We start from the raw sequence: 20,339 nt of genomic DNA on the forward strand, positions 1-20,339 counted from the left end.
CCGCTTTAGGCGAACGCGCCGGCCTTGGCGAGGCCTTCCGCGGGCCCGTAGGCGCCGGGCCGGCGGCGCGTGAGCGCGAGCGCCATGCCGAGCGTCAGGCCCATGGCCAGCATCGAGGAGCCGCCGTAGGAGATGAAGGGCAGCGTCATGCCTTTGGTCGGGATCATGTCGAGGTTCACCGCCACGTTGATGATGGTCTGTTGGCCGACCAGCACGAAAAGTCCGGCTGCGGCCACCTGCTCGAACGGATCGGAGAGCTTGAGCGAGCGGTAGAGGCCGCGGATCACCACGAAGGCGAACAGGGTGATCAGGATCAGCGAGAAGACCAGGCCGTACTCCTCCGCGCCCACGGAGTAGATGAAGTCGGTGTGCAGGTCGGGCACGTGGCGCTTCATGATCCCCTCGCCGGGGCCGCGGCCGAACAGGCCGCCCGCCGCCTGGGCCATGGCCGCGGCGTCCACCTGATGGGTGTCGGCGGTGTCGGGGGAGATGAACTTGTCGACGCGGGCGTGGACGTGCGGCAGCAGGAAGTAGGTCGACGACAGCCCCGCGACCGCCATGCCGCCCAAGAGCATCACCCAGGAGAGCGGCACGCCGGCCATCCAGAAGGCGGCGCCGAAGGCGATCGTGATCAGCACCGTCTGGCCGACATCGGGCTGGATCAATAGGAGGCCGATGGAGACGACGTAGAGGCCGAAGGCGATCGAGACCCCGGGCACGCCCGCGCCCTTCTGGCCTTCGGAGAACATCCAGGCCACCAGGATCATCAGCGCCGGCTTCATGAACTCCGAGGGCTGCAGCGAGAAGCCGCCGAACTCCAGCCAGCGCGTCGCGCCCTTGGCGTTGTGGCCGAGAAACGGCAGGGCGACCATCACCGCGATGGCGGCCACCCAGACGAAGAAGGCCGCCCGCCGGACGCCCTTCACGTCGAGCATGGAGGTCGAGGCGAGGATGATCGCCGCCCCGGCCGCGAAGACGCACTGACGGACCGCGAAATGGAAGGGATCGCCGACGTTCATCCGCGCGGCCGCGGCGGGACTTGCGGCGAAGGCCAGCACCACGCCGGCGCCGATCAGGATCGCGATCACGCCGAGCATCCAGCGGTCCACCGTCCACCACCAGACTCCCAGCGCGGAACGGTCCGAGCGCGGAAAGGCGTGGGCCTGCGACGCGGGCGTCAAGCCGCGCCTCTCTGGGTGTTGGCCAGGCGCTGGACGGCGGCGCGGAAGGCCTCCCCGCGTTCCTCGAAATCGGCGAACTGATCGAAGGAGGCGCAGGCGGGCGAGAGCAGCACGATGGCGTCCTGGCCGGAGGCGGCCGCGTCGGCGTAGGCCTGGGCGGTCGCCTGCTCGATCGTGCCGGAGACCACGGCCGGCGCCTTGCCTTTCAGCACCTCGGCGAATGTCGGCGCGGCCTCTCCCACGAGGTAGGCCTTCGAGATGCGGCCGAACAGGTCGGAGAGGCTGTCGATGCCGCCCGCCTTCGGCTGGCCGCCCGCGATCCAGTAGACCTTCGGATAGCTCGACAGCGCCTGGCGCGCAGCATCGGCGTTGGTCGCCTTGCTGTCGTTGACGAAGCGGACCCGGCCCAGCATGCCGACCGTCTCCATGCGGTGGGCGAGCCCGGGGAAGGTCATCAGATGCGCGGCGGCCTCCGCCGCGTCGATGCCGAGGCCCTTGGCCGCCGCGTAGGCCGCGGCCGCGTTCTGCCAGTTGTGCCGGCCGGGGAGTGAGCGGGCGCGCTTCAGGTCCGCCACCTCGGCGGCGCGCTCGCCGGTGGCGTCGTAGAGCAGCCCGTCCAGCGCATAGACCCCGCGGCTCATCGCCTTCGAGGCCGAGATCGGCACGATGGTTCGCCGATTGGCGGCCGTGATCTCGGTGCAGATCTGCTGGCCCCAGGGATCGTCCACGCCGATCACCGCGGTGTCGCCCTTGCCCTGGTTCAGCAGGATGCGGCGCTTGGCGGCGACATAGCCCTCCATGCCGCCATGCCGCTCGAGGTGGTCGGGCGAGATGTTGAGCAGCACCGCCACGTCGGAACGCAGGCTGGAGGTCAGGTCGAGCTGGTAGGACGATAGCTCGAGGACGTAGACGGCGCCGCCGTGCATGTCCTCGAGGCCGAGCACGCCATAGCCGATATTGCCGCCGATGCGCACGTCGCGGCCCGCCTCGGCGCAAAGATGGCCGATCAGGGCCGTGGTGGTCGACTTGCCGTTGGTGCCGGTGATGGCGACGATCTTCGGCCGCTTGTGCTCCGGCGCGGCGTTGACGGTCCGGGCGAAGAGCTCGATGTCGCCCACGATCTCGACGCCCTCGGCGCGGGCTTTCTCCACCGTCCAGTGCGGCGCGGGGTGGGTGAGCGGCACGCCCGGGGAAAGCATGATGGCCGCGAAGTCGCTCCAATCGGCGTTGGCGAGATCGACCAGCGACAGGCCCTCGGCCTCGGCGGCGGCGCGGGCGGCCGGGTTCTCGTCCCACAGCGCCACCTTCGCCCGCCCGGCGATCAGCGCGCGCGCCGCCGCGAGGCCCGTGCGGGCCAGGCCGAAAACGGCGACCGTCGTTCCCTCGAAGCCGCGGACCGGGATCATGGCGTGCGCGACCCCTCCTATCTCAGCTTCAGGGTGGCGAGGCCCACGAGGGCCAGCATCACCGCGACGATCCAGAAGCGGATCACGATGGTCGATTCCGACCAGCCGAGGCGCTCGAAGTGGTGGTGCACCGGCGCCATGCGGAACACTCGCCGGCCGGTCATCTTGAACGAGGCGACCTGGATCACGACCGAGAGCGTCTCAGCCACGAACAACCCGCCCACGATGGCCAGCACGATCTCGTGCTTGGTGGCCGCCGCCACCGCGCCCAGGGCCCCTCCGAGCGACAGGGAGCCGGTGTCGCCCATGAAGATCCGCGCGGGCGGGGCGTTGTACCAGAGGAAGCCCAACCCGGCTCCGATGATCGCCCCGCAGAACACCGAGAGCTCGCCCACGCCGGGCACGAAATGGAGTTGCAGGTAGTTGGCGAACACGAAGTTGCCGACGAGATAGGCGATGAAGCCGAACGCCGCGGCGGCGATCATCACGGGCACCGTCGCCAGGCCGTCGAGGCCGTCGGTGAAGTTCACCGCATTGGCCCCGCCCACGATCACGAACGCCCCGAAGGCCAGGTAGAACCAGCCGAGGTTCAGGAGCGCCTCCTTGAACACCGGGAACGCGAGCGAGGTGGCGAGATGCGCCGAACCGGGCTCCGGCGACGGCTGGCCCAGCTCGATCATCAGCAGCACGGCGACCCCGGCGACCAGGGCCTCCAGCAGCAGGCGCAGGCGGCCGGAGACCCCTTCCGTGCTTTGCCGGGTGACCTTGGCGTAGTCGTCGAGGAAGCCCAGCACGCCGTAGCCGGCGGTGACCAGCACCACGGCCCAGACATAGACGTTGGAAAGGTCGCTCCAGAGCAGGGTTCCGACCAGCAGGCCCGCCAGGATCATCAGCCCGCCCATGGTGGGCGTGCCCGCCTTCTCGACGATATGGCGCTCGATGCCTTCCTGGCGGATCGGTTGTCCCCGGCCCTGCTTGGCCTGCATCCAGCGGATGAACCGTGAGCCCATGGCGACCACGACCACCAGCGCCGTGAGCAGGGCAAGGAAGGTACGGAAGGTCTCGTAGCGGAGCAGGCGGAACGCCGTGGTGTGGCCGAACGCGCCGACGTGCTGATAGAGCCAGTAGAACATCAGCCGCCCTCCCCCGAGCTGCGGGCGGCCACGGCCCGGGCGATCAGCCCCGCCTTGGATCCGTTCGAGCCCTTGACCATCACAACGTCGCCGGGCTCTGCGGCCCGGGCGACCTGCGGCGCCAGCTCCGCCGCCGTTTCGGCGTACGCGCCTCGCCGAGTCGACGGAAGCGCGTCGTAGAGGGACTTCATGAGCGGCCCGGCGCAGAACACCAGATCGATCCCGGCGGCCTGCAGAGGCTCGGCGAGGGCGGCGTGGAAGCGGGGTCCTTCGGCGCCCAACTCCAGCATATCCGTGAGCGCGACGATCCGCCGCCCTGCGCTCGGCCGCGCGCCAAGCGTGGCGATCGCCGAGGCCATGGAGATCGGGTTGGCGTTGTAGCTCTCGTCGATCAGCGTGAAGGCGCCGCCGCCCGCCCGGACGGTGGTCTCAGCGCCGCGGCCCTCCAGCGGTTCGAACGAGCCGAGCGCGGCCAGGCTGTCCTCCAGATCGACCCCCAACGCCTCCAGCATCAGCAGCACGGCCATGGCGTTGAGGCCCCAGTGGTGGCCGGTCTGCAGGATCGGGAAGTCGAGGGCCCTGCCGTGCAAGTGGGCCTGGACGGCCGCGTGACCTTCCGCCGGCTGGAAGTCGATCAGGCGGGCGTCGCAGTCCTCCCGCTGGCCGAAGGTGCGCACTTCGGCGCCGAACCGCTCGGCCTCGCCTTTCAGAAGATCGAACCAGCGGTTCTCGGCATTGAGCACGGCGATCCCGCCTGGCTCGATTCCCTCGAAGATCTCGGCCTTGGCGCGCGCGACGCCGGTCTCGCCATCGGCGAAATTCTCGGTGTGCACCGGCCCGACGGTCGTCACCACGACAGCGTGCGGCCGGACCATGCGCGCGAGCGGCCGGATCTCGTCGGCGTGGTTCATGCCGATCTCGAACACCGCCCGCTCCGTGTCGCGCGGCATCCTGGCGAGCGTGAGCGGCACGCCAATGTGGTTGTTGTAGCTCTTCACCGATGAGTGCCAGCGGCCGGCGAGCTTCAGCCCCGCGGCGATCGCCTGGGTGACCGAGGTCTTGCCCACCGAGCCGGTGACGGCGCCGCGCCGCGCCTGGCGCGCGCGATCGCGGGCGGCCGCGCCGAGCTTCTCCAGGGCGGCGAGAGTGTCGTCCACCATGACCGCGGGGCCGAACACCTGGCGCGAGGCGAGCGCGCCCGCCGCGCCCTTCTCGAAGGCCGCCTGGACGAATTCATGGCCGTCGCGGATCCCGCCCAGCGCCACGAACAGGTCGCCGGGCGCCAGCGTGCGGGTGTCGATGGAGACGCCGCTCGCAGCGAACGGCTTGCCGGCCAGCTTGCCGCCGGTCGCCGCCGCGATCTCCTCCGACGTCCACAGCGGCTCAGCCATGGACCAGCTCCAGGGCGGCGCGGGTCTCGACCACGTCGTCGAACGGATGGACGACGTCGCCCACCTTCTGGCCCTGCTCGTGGCCCTTGCCGGCGACCACCAGGATGTCGCCGTCCCTCAGCAGCGCAGCGCCCGTGCGGATCGCCTCGCGCCGATCGCCGATCTCCTTGGCGGCTTTGCCGCCGGCCAGCACCTCGGCGCGGATCGCAGCCGGATCCTCGTTGCGGGGATTGTCGTCGGTGACGATAGCGATGTCGGCGAGGCGCGAGGCGATCTCACCCATCATCGGCCGCTTGCCGCGATCGCGGTCGCCGCCGGCCCCGAACACCACGATCAGCTTGCCGCGCACATGCGGCCGAAGCGCCGCGAGCACGGTCTCCAGGCCGTCAGGCGTGTGGGCGTAGTCCACATAGGCCTCGCCGCCGTGGCGGCCCGCGCCGATGCGCTGCAGCCGCCCCGCCGCGCCCTCCAGCGCCTCCAGCCCGGCCAGAACGTTTTCGACCGCCACGCCGGCGGCCAGGCAGAGGCCGGCGGCCACCAGGGCGTTCGAGGCCTGGAAGGCGCCGGCGAGAGGCAGTTTCACCGTGCACGCCAGCCCATGCAGATCGAGCTTCAGCCGCTGGCCGTCGGGCAGAAGGCTGCGCTCCATCAGCCGGATGCCCTGCCCGTTCTCTCCCACCGAGACGACGCTTTGGCCGGCGCAGACCGCGGCGGCCGCAAACGCCGGGAAGGCGTCGGAATCAGCGTTCAGCACCGCGGTTCCGCCGCGCGGCAGCAGGGTCTCGAACAGCCGCAGCTTCGCGGCCTGATAGGCCTGCATCGTGCCGTGGTAGTCGAGGTGGTCCTGGGTGAGGTTGAGGAAGGCCGCGGCCCTCAGCTTGACGCCATCCAGCCGGCGCTGGTCGACGCCGTGCGAGGAAGCCTCCATGGCGAAGTGGCTGACGCCCATCGCCGTGATGCGGGCCAGGAGCTCGGCGACGTCGCCGGCGTCGGGGGTGGTGAGCCCGGCCGGCGTGAGCTGCTCGCTGGTCCCGTCCGAGCGCGTCACGGTGAGGCCCAGAGTGCCCATGCTGGCGGCGCTGAAGCCGCCGCGGGCGAAGATCTGGCGGCAGAAGTTGGCGACCGAGGTCTTGCCGTTGGTGCCGGTGACGGCGACGCAGGTCGCGGGCTGCGCGTCCCAGAAGTTGGCCGCCGCCAGCGCGTAGGCCCGGCGCGGGTCGGGGCTGACGACCACCGGCACGGAAACGTCCTCGACATCGCCGCCGGCCAGGATCGCGGCGGCCCCCTGCTCAGCCGCTTTCGCTGCGAAGGCGCGGCCGTCGATCTGGGTTCCGGGCAAGGCGGCGAACAGGAACCCCGGCTTCACCTTGCGGCTGTCAGCGGTCACGCCGACGATCTGCGGGTCGGGGGCGACCGCCCGCCGGACGAGGTCGGACAATCTCTTCGCGGCGCGGCTCACTGCTCCTCTCCGACTTCTTCGGCGGCCGGGGGGCCCGGCTCGAAGGGGATCAGCTCGGCGCGCCGGCGCACGCCGAGGAATGGCGCGATGCGCTCGATCACGTGGCCCACCGCCGGCGCCGCCACGATGCCGCCCGTGGGATCGGCCCCCGTCTGATCGGCGTGCGGCTCGTCGAGCAGGATGAACACGAAATAGCGGGGCGCGCTCGTCGGCCCGTCCGTCGGAAAGGCGGCGGCGAACGACGAGACCTGCTTGGTGTGGCTGTATCTGCGAAGATCGGGATCGTACTTCTCGCCGGTGCCGGTCTTGCCGCCGACGTTGAGTCCCGGCACCTCCGCCGACTTGCCCGAGCCGCCGGTGACGTTGGCGCGCATCAGCTGCAGGACCTCCAGGCTCGTCTTGTCCGAGAGGATTCTGGGACCTGTGACGCGGGTCCCGGGTTCCAGCTTCCTGATGGTGAGCGGCAGCAGGTATCCGCCGTTCAGCAGGGCGCCATAGGCGCGGGCGAGCGCTAGCGGCGAGACGTCGATGCCGTGGCCGAACGAGGTCGAGGCGATGGCGTCCTCGTCCCATTTCTTGGGGGTCAGCGGGCGGGCGGACTCCAAGAGCTCCACCTTCGCGGGCCGCGTCAGCCCCAGCGCCTCGAAGTAGCGGCTCATGCGATCCGGGCCGACCGCCATGGCGAGCTTGGCGGTGCCGATGTTGGAGGAGTGCTGGAAGACCTCCACCATCGTCAGGATCTTGTGCGTCGCATGGTAGTCCGTGATGGTCCGGTAGCCGATGTGCAGAGGCTGGGTGGCGTCGAACGTGGACTGCGGCGTGGCCACCCCGGCGTCGAGGCCAATGGCCATCGTGAAGGCCTTGAACACTGAACCCATCTCGAACACCGAGGAGGCCGCCCGATTGAGGCGGGCGTCGGGCGAGGCCTCGCCCGCCCGGTTCGGATCGAACGTCTTCCAGCTGGCCAGCGCGAGAATCTCGCCGGTGTGGACGTTGGTGACCAGACCGACGGCGCCGTGCGGCTGATAGACCGCAGCGGCCTTGGCCAACTCGTCCTCCAGCGCCGCCTGGATGCGCAGGTCGATGGAGAGCGGGACCGTCGCGCCGCCAGCTGCCGCGGTGCGGATGTCCTCGTTCAGCGCGAGCTCGGCGCCCGCCAGCCCCTCGCCGCCGGAATCGGTGAAGCCGATCAGATGCGCCGCGGTCTCGCCCAGCGGGTAGACCCGCTTCTGCTCCGGCTCGAAGGAGACGCCGGGCAGGCCCAGGTCGTTGATCTTGCCGCGCACGTCCGGCGTGAGCCCCCCCACCAGGAAGGTGCGGCGGTTGGCCCTGAGCGCCCGCTCCAGCCGCTCGGGCGGCAGGTCCGGCAGAGCGGCCGACAGGGCGCGGCGCGTCTCGCCGAGGTCCCAGATTTCGCGGGGGTCGACGTAGAGGCCGTAGTGCAGCAGATCGACCGCCAGCAGCCGCCCGTTGCGGTCCACGAGGTCGGCGCGCGCATCGCCCGCCGCGGCGGCCAGCGGATCGCTCTTGCCGACCCCGGAGAACAGCGCGGCCCGGGTCGCCCCGAAGGCGAGCGCGATGAAGCAGAGCGCAAACAAGACCAGCACCAGGAAGATGCGGATGCGGGTGTCGTCCTCGGGCTTGCCGGAGGCGCGGGCGCGCTCGAAGGCGTGCTCAAGGCCCCACAGCCGGCGGGTCAGCCAACGCGACGCGGACGAGCCGCCGAAGGCCTGTTGTCCGAGGCTCATCGCGCGGGCTCCGCAGGTCGGGGGCTCGGCGGCGAGGGATCGAGCGCGATCGCCGGCAGCGCGTCCGGCGTCGCCTCATGCTTGATCGGCACGGGGGCGAGCCCGAGGTAGGTCTCGGAGAGGCGCTCGATGCGGGCGGGCTCCTCGAGGTGCGACACCTCCGCCTGCAGCAGGCGGATGCGCTGCTTCTCGCCGTCGATCTGTCGGTCGGCGGCGGCGATCTCGGCGCGCTCGCGCCCGGCGATGGTCTTGGCGAGATAGACGCCGACGATCAGCAGCACGAGCACGCCCAGCGCGACCAGGTCGAACAGCCGGAAGCCCCGGACCCTGCGCGTCAGCAGGCTCATGCCGCCTCCCTCCAGACCGGCGCGGCCGTACGCACGGCGGCGCGAAGCTTCGCTGAGCGGGCGCGCGGATTGGACGAGAGCTCCGCCGCCGATGGCGTCCGGGCGCCGCCCCACAGCAGCCGGAAGCTCGGTTGGGCCTGCGCCGGCTTCGGCGGCGCGTGCCGCGAGCCGGCGGGCGTCCGCCCCGCGCGGACGGCGAGGAAGGTCTTCACGATTCTGTCTTCCAGCGAGTGGAACGTGACGACGCAGAGCCGCCCATCCGGCTTCAGGGCGCGCTCCGCGGCCGCCAGCCCTGCCTCCAGCTCCGAGAGCTCCTCGTTGACGGCGATCCGCAGGCCCTGGAACGCGCGAGTCGCGGGGTGGACCTTGGCGCCGCGACGCCCGCCCAGCGCCGTTTCCATCACCTGGGCGAGGTCGAGCGTGCGGGTGAACGGCTGCTCGGCGCGGCGGCGGGCGATGGCGGCGGCGATGCGCCGGCTCTGCCGCTCCTCGCCATAGACGAAGAAGATGCGGGCCAGTTCGTCGGGGGGGGCGGTGTTCACGACCTCGGCGGCGGTCGGGCCCTCGCGGCCCATGCGCATGTCGAGCGGGCCGTCGCGAAGGAAGGAGAAGCCGCGTTCGGCTTCGTCCAGCTGCATGGAGGAGACGCCGAGATCGAGCGCTACGCCGTCGACGCTCGCCGCCCCGGCCCGCTCGGCCATCTCGGAGAACCGGGCCTCGATGAGCTGGAAGCGATCGGCGGGCAGTTCCGCGGCGAAGCGCCTTGCGCTCGGATCGCGATCGAACGCCATGACCGTGGCGCCGGCCGCCAGGAAGGCGCGCGAATAGCCGCCCGCGCCGAACGTGCCGTCGATGACCGTCTTGCCCGGCGCTGGCTCCAGCGCGCCGACCACCTCGTCCAGCATCACCGGCTTATGCGCGGCTGCGCTCAACTGGCCCCTCCGACGCGGTGGGCGCGTTGCTGGGCGCGCAGGGAGGCCAGGCCGTCGCGGGCCAGCTCGCGCTGGGCGGCGCGATGGGCGCGGAAGGCGTCCTTCGACCAGATCTGGAACCGGTCGCCCAGGCCCACGACCACGACCCAATCCGTCAAGCCGAAGCTCTCGCAGAGGGTCTCGGGCAGGGTGATGCGGCCGGCGGTGTCGAAGGAGAGCTTGGCCATCCCGCCGAGCACGGAGGTCTCCAGCGCCGTCCGCAAGGGGTCGCCGAACTCCAGCTCCTCGATGACGCTGAGGTAGCGGTCGAAGAAGGCCTGGCCGCCGCCTTCGACGCAGTCGGCCTCGATCGAGGGGAAGCAGAAGACGCCGTCAAAGGGCCCGGCGGCAAGCGCGCGGAACTCCTGCGGCACGACGATGCGCCGCTTGGCGTCCAGCTGCTTCTCGAAGGTCGAGAGGAACATCTCGCCCAGCCCCACAACCCGACCGGCTCATCCGGTCGCCCCGCTCCCCTCGCCGGGCCGACAGGCCCCCCACGCGCCCGGTTTGGTTAGCGAATGGTGACTGGGGTAACATGGGATTAACTGGGATACAATGACTCCAGATGACTATTGTGTCGAAAAACAAAGCTCTTCGGCGAAGTAAGGTTAACGGAATGCAGTTATCCACAGAACATACACTGAACCGGGGTTCCTGACCCGGCGTGAGGCTGCGCGGCGGCCTGCGGACGCAGCCCTGCGCGTGGCGATCGGGCGCAATGGACCAGACGGCCTGTAAGCCGGGTTCTGTGCCGCCGGGGGTGACCCCGGCGCGGCGATCATTCCTCTGGACCGACCCTCGCGGGCCGGTTCACGCGACCTACCCGGATCCCTCGGGCCGGCGACAGCCCTGCCGGCCAAAGACTTCTCTTCAGCCGGCGCGGGACCCCTATTCGGTCTTGCTCCTGGCGGGGCTTGCCATGCCACCCTCGTTGCCGAGGACGCGGTGGGCTCTTACCCCACCCTTTCACCCTTACCCGGCCGCGAGGCCAGGCGGTTTGCTTTCTGTGGCGCTATCCCTGGGGTCGCCCCCGGCGGGCGTTACCCGCCGCCATGTCGTCGTGGAGCCCGGACTTTCCTCACCCCTCCCGAGAGAGAAGCGCGATCGCCCGGCCGTCTGGTCCGCGCAGAAGGTGGGACGGCCCGGGCGCGAGGTCAATGCGGAGGCCGCCGGACCGCCGACTGCGATCCGGCGCGCGCGCTCACCCGCGGATCTTGTGGCCGAGGCGGGTCTCCTGGTGGTTCAGCCGGCGCTGCTGGGCGGCGGTGAGATAGCCGCCATTGCGGCGGGCCATCCGGTGCTCGGTCATCGCCAGGCGCCGCTCCTTGGCGAGCAGCCGCTCGGCCCGGCGGTGCGAGATGCGGCCGGTCGCCGCCTCGTGGCGGATCACCGCGCGCTGCTGCTGGTTGCGGTCGAGCACCTGGTCCTGCCGCGGATGGTTGTGCTCCCAGCGGGTCTCGGCCGAGGCGCCGGTGGCGGAAGTCCGGGGCGAGACCGGCGGCGAGCCGACGGACGACGAGCGGTGCGTGGGCGATCCTCACCCGGCCATCGGCCGCGGCGGCGAGACCTGCGTAGCGATGGCGGACAGCGCCTGCAGCAGCTTGGCCTCGTCCGTCTCCCGGAACGCTGGTGCGGGATGCATCAACCGATCCGCCGCAGCAGCGCGATCAGTTGCGCACGGGACTCGCCGTCGGCGATCCCGTCCACGCGCGACTGGCGCCAATGTCGCTGGAAGGCGCGCACGATGGCGGCTGTCGCCTCGTCGAACTGGCCGGAGGGCGGGCTGTCGTAGCCGAGCCGGGTGAAGCCCGCCTGCAGGGCGAAGACGCCGGTCCCGTCATCGCCTGGCTTCAACGGCTCGCCGGGCGCGGGCGGAGCCTCGACCCAGAGACCGTGACCCGACTCCGCCAGCCGCTTCCAGGGGAACAGCTCGCCCGGATCCTCCTTGCGCTCGGGCGCCACGTCGGCGTGGCCCACGATGTCGACGTCCTCGATCCGCCAGCGCGAGCGGATGTCGGCCAGCAGTTCGATCACCGCGGCGACCTGGGCGTCCGGGAACGCCCGATACCCGAACTCGTGGCCCGGATTTACGATCTCGACGCCGATCGAGGCCGAGTTCACGTCGCGCGTGCCGCGCCAGAAGGACTTCCCCGCATGCCAGGCTCGCCGCTCCTCGGGGACCAGTCGGAACACCCGGCCGTCTTCCTCGACCATGTAGTGCGCCGAGACCTTGGCGTCCGGATCCCGAAGCCGGGCGAGCGCCGCCTCGCCGGTCTGCATGCCAGTGTAGTGCAGCACGATCATCTTCGGCGGCGCGACGCGGAAATCGAAGTTGGGCGACGGCGCCTCGATGAGGTTCATTGACCGCGGGTCCTGAGCGCCAGCAGCAGCGGCGCCACCTGGTTGCGGCGCAGCGCGATGACCAGCACGCCGAGCAGGGCTACGGCGGAGCCTGTGGCCATCCGCAGATCGAACGGGTCGTGGGTGATCATGACGCCAAGCGCGATGGTGGCGAGCGGCGTCATCAGGGTCAACGGCGAGATCAGGTTCGCCTCGTACCGCTGGATCAGCGCGTAATAGAGCGTGTGGCCGATCACCGAGGCGACCAGCCCGGAGAACAGCGCCGCGGCCACGAACGGCCAACCGGCGTGCAGCCCCGCCGCCAACTGGCCCGGTTCGAAGAGCCCCGAGAGCGCCATCAGGGGCCACAGCGAGGCGAAGCCCACCCACGCCTGGAACTGCAGCGGCCGGACGCCGGGCATCTGCTTCATCATCACCGCGCCCAGCGATCCCAGCGCCGCGGCGATCAGCACGTAGATCAGGCCGATCGAGACGGCGAAGCCGTGCGGATTCCACATCACCAGCATGGCTCCGGCGAAGGTGAGCGCGATGCCGAGCCCCCGCCGCCAGCGGATCCGCTCGCCCAGCATCGCCACTGAGAGGAGCGTGGTGATCGGCACGCCGAGCTGTCCCACCACCGCCGAGGCCGAGGGCGTGGCGGTCTTCAGGCCCATGAACACGAAGGCGAAGTTCCCGCCGCCCATGAGGAGCGCGATGACGATGAGCCGCCACAGCGGCCGGGGCGGCGGCCACAGCCACGGCGAGACGGCCACCGCCACGACCAGGAACCGCGCGCTCGCATAGAACAGCGGCGGCACGCCCAGCGTGCTCACCACGAACTTCGAGACGATGTTGTTCGAGGCCCAGATCAGGCAGACGAGCGCCAGGAGCGCGAAGTCGCGGAAGGACATCGGAGAGGCCTTAGGGTGTCACGCCGGGCGCGCGCAACGGCGAGGCCGCCTCACTCGTCATCCCACGCGACGTCGGCGCCGAGGCTCCGCAAGTTCTCGACAAAGCGTGGATGGGCGCGGCGTATCGGATCGGCGTTGAGGATCGCCGATTGGCCTTCGATCGAGGCGGCGATCATCAGCAGCGCGATGGCCACCCGGATGATGTAGGGGCTCTCCACGGTGGCGGGGCTCAATCGACCGCCGCCGAAGGTGATGATCCGGTGCGGGTCACAGGTGACCGCGTGCGCGCCGAACTTGGCGAGCTCCGAGGTCCAGCCCAGCGCGCCCTCGTAGACCTTGTTCCAGAACATGACCGAGCCGTCGGCCTGCGAGCCGAGCGCCACGAAGATCGGCAGCAGGTCGGCCGGGATGTAGGGCCAAGGCGCCGCCTCCACCTTCTGCAGCAGGTGTCCGGTGAACGGCGCCCGGATGGCGAGGCGGCCCGCAGGCAGGTTGCGCGAGGCGCCGCCGAGATGGGTGATCTCCACGCCGAACTTGCCGAAGGTGCGGTCGATGAGCGCGAACTGCTCGGGGTCGGAGTTCTTCACCTCCACCTGCCCGCCGGTGATCGCGCCCAGGGCCAGGAAGGTGGCGACTTCGTGAAAGTCGTCCTCGAAAGTGTAGTCGGCGCCCGCGAGTTGGGGCCGGCCCTCCACCTCGAGCGTCGACGTCCCGCAGCCCCCGACCGCCACGCCCATCCGCGCCAGGAACCGGCAGAACTCCTGCACGTGCGGCTCGCAGGCGGCGTTGACGAGGCGCGAGGTCCCGCCGGCCATGGCCGCGCACATCAGGAAGTTCTCGGTGGTGGTGACCGAGGCGTAGTCGAGCCAGTGGCGGACCGGCCGAAGGGCCTTGGGCGCGGCGACCACGATCGCGCCGCCCTCGCAAGCGACCTCGGCACCGAACGCCTGGAAGACATCCAGGTGCGGGTCGATCTCGCGGACGCCGAGCGTGCAGCCTTTGGCTTCGTCCTCCAGCACCGCGCGGCCGAAGCGGCGGATGAGCGCCGGGATCAGCATCACCACCGAGCGCATGCCCTCGGGCAGTCGAGCGCGCTGCGGCCGCAATCCGGGGCCGTGCCGCAGGCGGACCAGACCTGAATTGAGGTCGGCCTCGACCTCGCTTCCGAGCGCCTCGAAGAAGGCCAGCAGCTTGCGCACGTCGGTCACGTCGGGCACTCGCCGCAGGGTCACCGTCTGGTCGGTAAGCAGGCTGGCGCAGAGCACCGGCAGGACTGCATTTTTGTTCGGCGAAGGGGAGATGCGACCGGAGAGGGGCCGCCCACCGTTCACCACCAGTGTCGCCATGCCCCCGCCCTCCTTCGCGCGGCGGGCCCTAGCTGACCGGCCATGGCCAGACCGCGCAAACGATGATAGCTGGGCGGAGGCATTAGTAAATCTAGGTCAATCGGGTTGCTCCGCGCACAACTTCCGCTGAACGCGCTCCGCGCCTTCGAGGCCGCCGCGCGGCGGCTGTCGTTCACCGCCGCGGCCGTCGAGCTCTATGTCACCCAGGCCGCCGTCAGCCACCAGGTCAAGGCGCTCGAGCAGCGTCTGGGCGTCAAGCTGTTCCACCGGCTCGCGCGCGGGCTGGTGCTGACCGACGAAGGCCAGGCGCTGCTGCCGGCGGTCTCCGATTCCTTCGACCAGATCGAGCGCACTCTGCAGCGCTTCCGGGCCGGCGCCCTGCGCGAGGTGCTGAGCGTCGGCGTGGTGGGCACCTTCGCCGTGCGCTGGCTGCTGCCGCGGCTGGAGCGGTTTCGGGAAGCCCATCCGCTGGTCGAGCTTCGCCTGTCCACCCACAACAACAAGGTCGACATCGCGGCCGAGGGCCTCGACATGGCGATCCGCTTCGGCGACGGCGCCTGGCACGGCGTCCGCGCCGAGGAGGTCCTGCGCGCTGCGGTCACCCCGCTCTGCGCGCCCAGGATGGCGGCGCGCCTGGAGAGCCCCCGCGATCTCGCCAGCGTGCCCTTGCTCCGCTCATATCGCAGCCAGGAGTGGCCCGCCTGGTTCGCCGCCGCCGGGCTGGACGCGCCGCCCGCCGCGGGGCCGGTGTTCGACAGCCTGAGCCTGATGATCCAGGCGGCCGGCCAGGGCGCGGGCGTTGCGCTCGGCCCGCCCAGCCTGTTCGGCCGCGAACTGCACGCCCGGGTCCTCGTGCAGCCCTTCCCCACCACGGTCGAGGTGGGGAGCTACTGGCTCACCTCGCTGAAGTCGCGCGCGCCCACGCCCGCCATGGAGGCCCTCCGCGCCTGGTGCCTGGCGCCGGAGGTCCAGCACGCCGCCTACGAAGAGGCCTGAGGGGGCGTCGCATCGAGCCAGGCGAGGATGTCCGGGTTGAGCTCGCGCGGATAGGTGTGGCTGAGGTCCTCGATCTCCCGATACGTGACCCGCGCGCCGGCGCGTTGCAGCAGCACATGGGCCTCGCGCGCCAACTCGACGGAGAACATCCAGTCGAGCGCCCCGTGGGCGATATGGATCGGCAGCCCCTGCACGCGGTCAGGCTCGGCCATCGCGCCCAGCATCGGATGGAACGCCGCGGCGATCGGCGCGAGGTGGGTGAATCGCGAGCCGCTCTCCAGGCCGGAGACGTAGGTGAAGGTGCCGCCGTCGCTCATGCCGGTGAGCAGCACGCGGCGCTCGTCGATCCGCCAGCGGCCCTGCACGAGGTCGAGAATGCGGTTGAGGTTGGGCGTGTCGACATCCGGCCCCATCAGCGCCCAGGTGTCGCCGATCGCGGTCGGCGTGACGAGGATCGCGCCGTGGGTCCGCGCGGCCCGGAGCCAGGTCCACAGGAACGAGCGGCCGTTCCCGGCGCCCCCGTGCAGGGCCATGACCAGCGGCCAGGGCCGCTCGGGGCTGTAGTCTTCCGGCACATAGAGCGAGAAGCCGCCGCGCGAGCCGGGCTCGTTGTCGAGATGGCCGACGCCCGCCTCATCGCGCGCCGTCGCCTCGGCGAGGCGGGTCAGCCGCGCCGCGTCGTCGCGATGCTCCGGCTCCAGGAAGTAGCGGCTGACCGGCGGCAGGCCCGCCGCGAGCGGGTAGAGCGCCTCCTGGGCCCGTGGGATGCGGCCCAGCGCCCGATAGACCTGGCGGACGTCCGCGCCGCCGATCTGCGCCTCCCGGAGCGCCTCGAAGGCGGCCAGGGTCTGCTCGCAGGCGAAGACGAGGTTCGCGCGCACCTCCGCCAGCCCCTCGTTCCAGTCGCCGAGCGTCTCGAACGCCGCGCGCAGCGGCGTCTCCGGATCGCCGACCGCGGCCATCACCTCGTCGAACTGCGGCGGATTGAGATGGCGCGCCACGAACGCGAGCGCCTCCAGCGCCGCCAACAGGGGCGGCAGCAGGCCGGTCAGATCTTCGACTTCGCGCTCGTCCAAGGCGTTTCCGGAGGGCGGCGCCTACGCCGCCTGCCCCAGGCTGAGGAATTCGTAGCGCGCCAGGTGGTGGTCGGTGTTGCCGAAGGCGCTCTCGATCATCGTCGCGCGTTTGAAGTAATGGCCGATGGCCATCTCATCGGTCATGCCCATGCCGCCGTGCAGCTGGATGGCGCTCTGGCCGACGAACCGGCAGGCCTTGCCGATCTGCACCTTCGCGCCCGCGACGGCTTTCGCCCGCTCGGCATCGTCGCTGACCTTGATGGTCGCCATGTAGGTCATCGAGACCGACTGCTCGAGGGCGATGAACATGTCCACCATCCGGTGCTGCAGCACCTGGAAGGAGGAGATCGGCACGCCGAACTGCTTACGCTGCTTGGTGTATTCCAGCGTGCCCTCGTGCAGTTTGCGGAGCACGCCGCAGGCCTCGGCGCAAGTGGCGGCGAGCGCCTCGTCCACCACCTTCTCGATCAGCGGCAGGCCGCGGCCCTCGGGGCCGATCAGCGCCTCCGCCGGGACCTTCACGTTCTCCAGGAACACCTCGGAGGCGCGGCCCTCGTCGACAGTCGGATAGTCGCGGGTGGTGACGCCCACGGCGTCCTTCTCGACGATGAAGGCGGATATCCCCTGCGCATCGCGCTGGCCGCCGCCGGTGCGGGCGGTGACGATCAGGTGGGTCGCCCAGGGCGCGGCCGCCACCACCGCCTTGTGGCCGTTCAGGACCCAGCCGCCGCCGTCCTTCTTCGCGGTGGTCGTCAGGTCGGCCAGGTTGTAGCGGCCCTGCGGCTCGGCGTAGGCGAAAGCGAACACCGCTTGGCCGGCGATGATCTTGCCGATCAACTCGGCGGCGCTCGGATGGCCGGAGTGCTTCAGGAAGCCGCCGGCGATCACCACGGTGCTGAGATAGGGCTCGACCACCAGGGCTTTGCCGAACTCCTCCATGACGATCATGTTCTCGACCGGCCCGCCGCCCAGGCCGCCCAGGTCCTCCGGGAACGGCGCGCCCAGAATGCCGAGCTCCTCGGCGAACGCCTTCCACACGTTGGGATTCCAGCCCGGCTCCTTGGCGACCACGTTGCGGCGCTGGTCGAAGCCATAGTTGTCGGCCAGGTAGCTCGCGACCGTGTCGCGCAGCATCGACTGTTCGTCGGTGAAGCTGAAATCCATCTCGGGAAGCGCCTCTACAGCTCCCCTCCCCCTTGTGGGGAAGGGTTGGGGGTGGGGGTGCCTAAGCCGGCCGCGGCAAGGATTCTGTCCGGGGCGGCGTAAGGGTTTCCGGCAGCGTCGCCATTCGAAACCCCGATAACCCGATAACCTCGGCCTGTCAGCCAAGCGTCGCGCTGCTTATCAGCGGCAGCCACTTGAGGCAGCGCGTGGACGCCGCCGTCGACCTCCACGATCAGGCGATGGGCGTGCCATACGAAATCAACGATATACGGCCCGAAGGGCGCCTGGCGTCGGAAGTGCAGGCCGGAGTTCCGCAACGCCTTCCAGAGCCTCTCCTCCGCATAAGTCAGCGCACGTCGCATCCGGCGCGCCGTGGCGTCGGCGCGGTCGGATTCGTGCAAGGCGCCCGGCGCTCGTGGAGGCGCCCCCACCCCTATCCCCTCCCCGCGAGGGGGAGGGGAACTCGCGTGGAAGCTCTCACAATCCCAGCACCATCTTGGCGATGATGTTGCGCTGGATCTCGTTGGAGCCGCCGTAGATCGAGGTCTTGCGGCCGTTGAAGTATTCGCCGGCGACGCCGCGCGCGTACTCCGGGCCGATCTGCACGTTGTGGCCGATGTCGCGCAGGAACGGCGCGCCGTAGTGGCCCACCGCCTCCAGCGCCAGCTCCTGGATGCGCTGCTGGATCTCGGTGCCCTTGATCTTCAGGATCGAGCTTTCCGGACCCGGTCCCTTGCCGCTGGATTCCCCGGCCAGCGTACGAAGCTCGGTAAACTCCAAGGCGGTGAGGTCGATCTCCAGCTCGGCCACCTTGCGGCGGAAGGAGGCGTCGCCGATCACGGCGCCGCCGGCGTCGCTGCGCTCGGTCCGTGCGATATCGCGGACCTTCTCCAGGTTGCGCTTGGAGCGTGCGACGCCGGCGATGCCCGAGCGCTCGTGCGCGAGCAGCGCCTTGGCGCAGGTCCAGCCCTGGTTCTCGTGAAAGATGCGGTTCTCGACGGGGACCTTCACGTTATCTAGGAAGACGTCGTTGACCTCATGGCCGCCCTCCAGGGTGATGATCGGCCTCACCGTGACACCCGGGCTCTTCATGTCGATCAGCAGGAAGGAGATGCCGGCCTGCGGCTTGGAGGTCGGATCGGTGCGGACCAGGAAGAAGCCCCAGTCGGCGAACTGGGCGAGCGTCGTCCACGTCTTCTGGCCCGAGACGATGTAGTACTCCTTGCCGTCGTCGGCGGTGATCCGTTCGGCGCGGGTCTTCAGCGACGCCAGGTCGGAGCCGGAGCCCGGCTCAGAGTAGCCCTGGCACCACCAGACCTCGCCGTTGTAGATGCCGGGCAGAAAGCGCTGCTTCTGCTCGTCCGTCCCGAAGGTGTAGAGCACCGGGCCCAGCATGTTCACGCCGAACGGCAGGGTCGCCAGCGCATCGGCGTGGGCGAGCTCCTCCGACCAGATGTACTTCTGGGTGGGCGACCAGCCCGTGCCGCCGAACTCCTTGGGCCAGGACGGCGCGATCCAGCCCTTTTTCGCCAGCACCTTGTGCCAGGAGAGGTAGTCCTCCTTGCTGAGCGGCTCGTCGGCGTCCTGCTTGCGGCGCAGCTCCGGCGGATAGTTTTCGGCGATGAAGGCCCGGACCTCGTCGCGGAAGGCGTCCTCTTCGGGCGTGAAGTCGAGGTTCATGGCCGGCTCCTGGGGCGCGGTAAGCGCCGCTTCGCGAAGGCGGCGGACCATACGATGGGGGTCGAACGGAGGAAAGATGACGCTGACGTCAGCGTGAGCGCCGAGCCTTTTCGGAACGCTTCCGATCAGGGCCCCACGGCTCGACTTCCACGTCCCCGTGAGGCTGCCAGAACGCGGGATACGAGACATTGGGATCGTCGCGTGCGAATGGGATCTGGCCCCGGCGCAGGCGACGCGACAGGAGCTTTCGCCAGGTCCTGTGCGCCGAGGCGGAGCAGCTGGGCAGGCGTCTGCGCCGTGAAGTTCGTGCCATTGCGCGTACTCCGGTCGTAAAGCTCGCGGCCGCGTGCATCGGCGGCCTCCCGACCGAGCCGAACCTCTTCGGGCGTGTAGCCCTCGAGTGTGCCAACGCCGGATGAGGCGGCTTGCAGCTGCCGGAAGCGATCTGGATCCAAACGGTTCTCCTCTGGAAAAGGGCCTGCAGGGGCTGGGCGCGGACCGCACCTGCGCTCGAAGAGGAAATTGTACCTGGATGGGCCCGGAACGCCAAGAACAAATCATGAACTTTACCGAGCGCAGCGGCCGTTCTCGACTTGTCACTCCGCTCGGCGGCGTGCAGGTCTGCCAGCCCTATGCCTCGGATCGCGACCTACAATGTGCATCGCTGCGTCGGCAACGACCGGCGGCTGAACGTGGCGCGGATCGCCGAGGTGCTGGCGAGGCTCGAGCCCGACATCGTGGCGCTGCAGGAGCTGGACGTCGGCCGCGCACGCACCGGCCACGTCGACCAGGCCCACGAGATCGCCCGGCGCCTCGACATGGCCTGCCACTTCCATGCGGCGCTCACCGTCGAGGAGGAGCGCTATGGCGACGCGATCCTCACCTGCTTCCCGGAGCGGCTGGTGCAGGTGGGTCCGCTGCCGGGCTACGAGCGCATACCGCAGCTCGAGCCCCGCGGCGCGCTCTGGGTGGAAGTGGAGGTCGAGAGCAAGCCGCTGCAGGTGATCAATACCCACCTCGGCCTCGTGCCGCGCGAGCAGCAGATCCAGGCCCGCTGGCTCGCCAGCCCCGCCTGGCTGGAGCATCCGCAATGCCAGGGGGCCAAGATCCTGCTCGGCGACTTCAACGCGACCGGCGCGTCGCTGGTCTACCGGACGCTCAGCGCCAAGCTGCAGCCGGCGCGCCGGCTG

At 70.3% G+C, this 20,339-nt stretch carries 19 protein-coding genes and 1 other RNA gene; 2 read left to right on the forward strand and 18 right to left on the reverse strand.

Translation table 11 applies throughout. The features are described 5' to 3' along the window. Positions 1 to 5: 5 nt before the first annotated feature. The 14 genes from ftsW to Q0W60_RS04400 form a co-directional block, all read right to left on the reverse strand. A complete protein-coding gene (gene ftsW / locus Q0W60_RS04335; RefSeq protein WP_297692932.1) occupies positions 6 to 1,181 on the reverse strand; it encodes a putative lipid II flippase FtsW in 1,176 nt (391 codons plus the stop codon). Continuing rightward, a complete protein-coding gene (gene murD, locus Q0W60_RS04340; RefSeq protein ID WP_297692934.1) occupies positions 1,178 to 2,587 on the reverse strand; it encodes a UDP-N-acetylmuramoyl-L-alanine--D-glutamate ligase in 1,410 nt (469 codons plus the stop codon). The genes ftsW and murD overlap by 4 nt, the downstream gene beginning before the upstream one ends. Positions 2,588 to 2,604: 17 nt before the next feature. Beyond that, positions 2,605 to 3,720 carry a phospho-N-acetylmuramoyl-pentapeptide-transferase gene (gene mraY / locus Q0W60_RS04345; RefSeq protein ID WP_297692936.1) on the reverse strand — a complete coding sequence of 372 codons (1,116 nt, stop codon included), beginning with the start codon at positions 3,718 to 3,720 and terminating at the stop codon, positions 2,605 to 2,607. Next, positions 3,720 to 5,111 (reverse strand): UDP-N-acetylmuramoyl-tripeptide--D-alanyl-D-alanine ligase, encoded by a 1,392-nt coding sequence (gene murF / locus Q0W60_RS04350; RefSeq protein ID WP_297692938.1) that lies wholly within the window; start codon positions 5,109 to 5,111, stop codon positions 3,720 to 3,722. Before murF ends, mraY begins: the two co-directional genes overlap by 1 nt. Then, positions 5,104 to 6,570 carry a UDP-N-acetylmuramoyl-L-alanyl-D-glutamate--2,6-diaminopimelate ligase gene (locus tag Q0W60_RS04355; RefSeq protein WP_297692940.1) on the reverse strand — a complete coding sequence of 489 codons (1,467 nt, stop codon included), beginning with the start codon at positions 6,568 to 6,570 and terminating at the stop codon, positions 5,104 to 5,106. Before Q0W60_RS04355 ends, murF begins: the two co-directional genes overlap by 8 nt. Next, entirely contained in the window at positions 6,567 to 8,318 is a 1,752-nt protein-coding gene (locus tag Q0W60_RS04360; RefSeq protein WP_297692941.1) for a penicillin-binding protein 2, read from the reverse strand. Before Q0W60_RS04360 ends, Q0W60_RS04355 begins: the two co-directional genes overlap by 4 nt. Continuing rightward, positions 8,315 to 8,665 carry a cell division protein gene (locus tag Q0W60_RS04365; RefSeq protein WP_297692942.1) on the reverse strand — a complete coding sequence of 117 codons (351 nt, stop codon included), beginning with the start codon at positions 8,663 to 8,665 and terminating at the stop codon, positions 8,315 to 8,317. The genes Q0W60_RS04360 and Q0W60_RS04365 overlap by 4 nt, the downstream gene beginning before the upstream one ends. Beyond that, positions 8,662 to 9,597 (reverse strand): 16S rRNA (cytosine(1402)-N(4))-methyltransferase RsmH, encoded by a 936-nt coding sequence (rsmH, locus tag Q0W60_RS04370; protein ID WP_297692943.1) that lies wholly within the window; start codon positions 9,595 to 9,597, stop codon positions 8,662 to 8,664. The genes Q0W60_RS04365 and rsmH overlap by 4 nt, the downstream gene beginning before the upstream one ends. Further along, the gene (locus tag Q0W60_RS04375) at positions 9,594 to 10,061 is read right to left on the reverse strand and encodes a division/cell wall cluster transcriptional repressor MraZ (RefSeq protein ID WP_297692944.1); all 468 of its coding nucleotides are present in this window, start codon (positions 10,059 to 10,061) and stop codon (positions 9,594 to 9,596) included. The genes rsmH and Q0W60_RS04375 overlap by 4 nt, the downstream gene beginning before the upstream one ends. A 294-nt stretch (positions 10,062 to 10,355) precedes the next feature. Then, positions 10,356 to 10,756, reverse strand: an RNA gene (rnpB, locus tag Q0W60_RS04380) — RNase P RNA component class A. A gap of 81 nt (positions 10,757 to 10,837) precedes the next feature. Further along, positions 10,838 to 11,056, reverse strand: a complete 219-nt coding sequence (locus Q0W60_RS04385) for a hypothetical protein (RefSeq protein WP_297692945.1) — start codon at positions 11,054 to 11,056, stop codon at positions 10,838 to 10,840. Between the two features lie 221 nt (positions 11,057 to 11,277). Continuing rightward, positions 11,278 to 11,997, reverse strand: a complete 720-nt coding sequence (locus Q0W60_RS04390; protein ID WP_297692946.1) for an N-acetylmuramoyl-L-alanine amidase — start codon at positions 11,995 to 11,997, stop codon at positions 11,278 to 11,280. Then, complete coding sequence (locus Q0W60_RS04395) at positions 11,994 to 12,887, reverse strand: DMT family transporter (RefSeq protein ID WP_297692947.1); 894 nt, start codon at positions 12,885 to 12,887, stop codon at positions 11,994 to 11,996. Before Q0W60_RS04395 ends, Q0W60_RS04390 begins: the two co-directional genes overlap by 4 nt. A 50-nt stretch (positions 12,888 to 12,937) precedes the next feature. Beyond that, the gene (locus Q0W60_RS04400; RefSeq protein ID WP_297692948.1) at positions 12,938 to 14,233 is read right to left on the reverse strand and encodes a UDP-N-acetylglucosamine 1-carboxyvinyltransferase; all 1,296 of its coding nucleotides are present in this window, start codon (positions 14,231 to 14,233) and stop codon (positions 12,938 to 12,940) included. A gap of 105 nt (positions 14,234 to 14,338) precedes the next feature. Here Q0W60_RS04400 and Q0W60_RS04405 point away from each other — a divergent pair, with 105 nt between their 5' ends. Next, a complete protein-coding gene (locus tag Q0W60_RS04405; protein WP_297692949.1) occupies positions 14,339 to 15,229 on the forward strand; it encodes a LysR family transcriptional regulator in 891 nt (296 codons plus the stop codon). Here the strand turns inward: Q0W60_RS04405 and Q0W60_RS04410 are convergent. Genes Q0W60_RS04410 through Q0W60_RS04425 form a run of 4 tightly spaced genes read right to left on the reverse strand, consistent with a single transcriptional unit; the run spans position 15,214 to position 19,149 of the window. Beyond that, positions 15,214 to 16,305, reverse strand: a complete 1,092-nt coding sequence (locus Q0W60_RS04410) for a hypothetical protein (protein WP_297692950.1) — start codon at positions 16,303 to 16,305, stop codon at positions 15,214 to 15,216. The genes Q0W60_RS04405 and Q0W60_RS04410 overlap by 16 nt on opposite strands. 21 nt (positions 16,306 to 16,326) lie before the next feature. Then, positions 16,327 to 17,469, reverse strand: a complete 1,143-nt coding sequence (locus tag Q0W60_RS04415; RefSeq protein WP_297692951.1) for an acyl-CoA dehydrogenase family protein — start codon at positions 17,467 to 17,469, stop codon at positions 16,327 to 16,329. A 14-nt stretch (positions 17,470 to 17,483) separates the two neighbouring features. Beyond that, positions 17,484 to 17,900 (reverse strand): DUF559 domain-containing protein, encoded by a 417-nt coding sequence (locus Q0W60_RS04420; protein WP_297692952.1) that lies wholly within the window; start codon positions 17,898 to 17,900, stop codon positions 17,484 to 17,486. A 46-nt stretch (positions 17,901 to 17,946) separates the two neighbouring features. Further along, the gene (locus Q0W60_RS04425) at positions 17,947 to 19,149 is read right to left on the reverse strand and encodes an acyl-CoA dehydrogenase family protein (RefSeq protein WP_297692953.1); all 1,203 of its coding nucleotides are present in this window, start codon (positions 19,147 to 19,149) and stop codon (positions 17,947 to 17,949) included. 632 nt (positions 19,150 to 19,781) lie between these two features. On the opposite strand from Q0W60_RS04425, the gene Q0W60_RS04430 reads away from it, so the two are divergent. After that, positions 19,782 to 20,339, forward strand: a 558-nt coding sequence (locus Q0W60_RS04430; RefSeq protein ID WP_297692954.1) for an endonuclease/exonuclease/phosphatase family protein, incomplete at its 3' end; no start/stop codon positions are given.

The organism is Phenylobacterium sp., assembly GCF_025934275.1.
Lineage (GTDB): Bacteria > Pseudomonadota > Alphaproteobacteria > Caulobacterales > Caulobacteraceae > Phenylobacterium.

What these genes read in the sequence shown, in the direction of transcription:
- Q0W60_RS04395 (WP_297692947.1), bottom strand. Translation starts at nt 12,887, where the DNA reads ATGTCCTTCCGCGACTTCGCGCTCCTGGCGCTCGTCTGCCTGATCTGG.
- Q0W60_RS04425 (WP_297692953.1), bottom strand. Translation starts at nt 19,149, where the DNA reads ATGAACCTCGACTTCACGCCCGAAGAGGACGCCTTCCGCGACGAGGTC.
- Q0W60_RS04365 (WP_297692942.1), bottom strand. Translation starts at nt 8,665, where the DNA reads ATGAGCCTGCTGACGCGCAGGGTCCGGGGCTTCCGGCTGTTCGACCTG.
- mraY (WP_297692936.1), bottom strand. Translation starts at nt 3,720, where the DNA reads ATGTTCTACTGGCTCTATCAGCACGTCGGCGCGTTCGGCCACACCACG.
- Q0W60_RS04390 (WP_297692946.1), bottom strand. Translation starts at nt 11,997, where the DNA reads ATGAACCTCATCGAGGCGCCGTCGCCCAACTTCGATTTCCGCGTCGCG.
- murF (WP_297692938.1), bottom strand. Translation starts at nt 5,111, where the DNA reads ATGGCTGAGCCGCTGTGGACGTCGGAGGAGATCGCGGCGGCGACCGGC.
- murD (WP_297692934.1), bottom strand. Translation starts at nt 2,587, where the DNA reads ATGATCCCGGTCCGCGGCTTCGAGGGAACGACGGTCGCCGTTTTCGGC.
- Q0W60_RS04415 (WP_297692951.1), bottom strand. Translation starts at nt 17,469, where the DNA reads ATGGATTTCAGCTTCACCGACGAACAGTCGATGCTGCGCGACACGGTC.
- Q0W60_RS04360 (WP_297692941.1), bottom strand. Translation starts at nt 8,318, where the DNA reads ATGAGCCTCGGACAACAGGCCTTCGGCGGCTCGTCCGCGTCGCGTTGG.
- Q0W60_RS04375 (WP_297692944.1), bottom strand. Translation starts at nt 10,061, where the DNA reads ATGTTCCTCTCGACCTTCGAGAAGCAGCTGGACGCCAAGCGGCGCATC.
- Q0W60_RS04400 (WP_297692948.1), bottom strand. Translation starts at nt 14,233, where the DNA reads ATGGCGACACTGGTGGTGAACGGTGGGCGGCCCCTCTCCGGTCGCATC.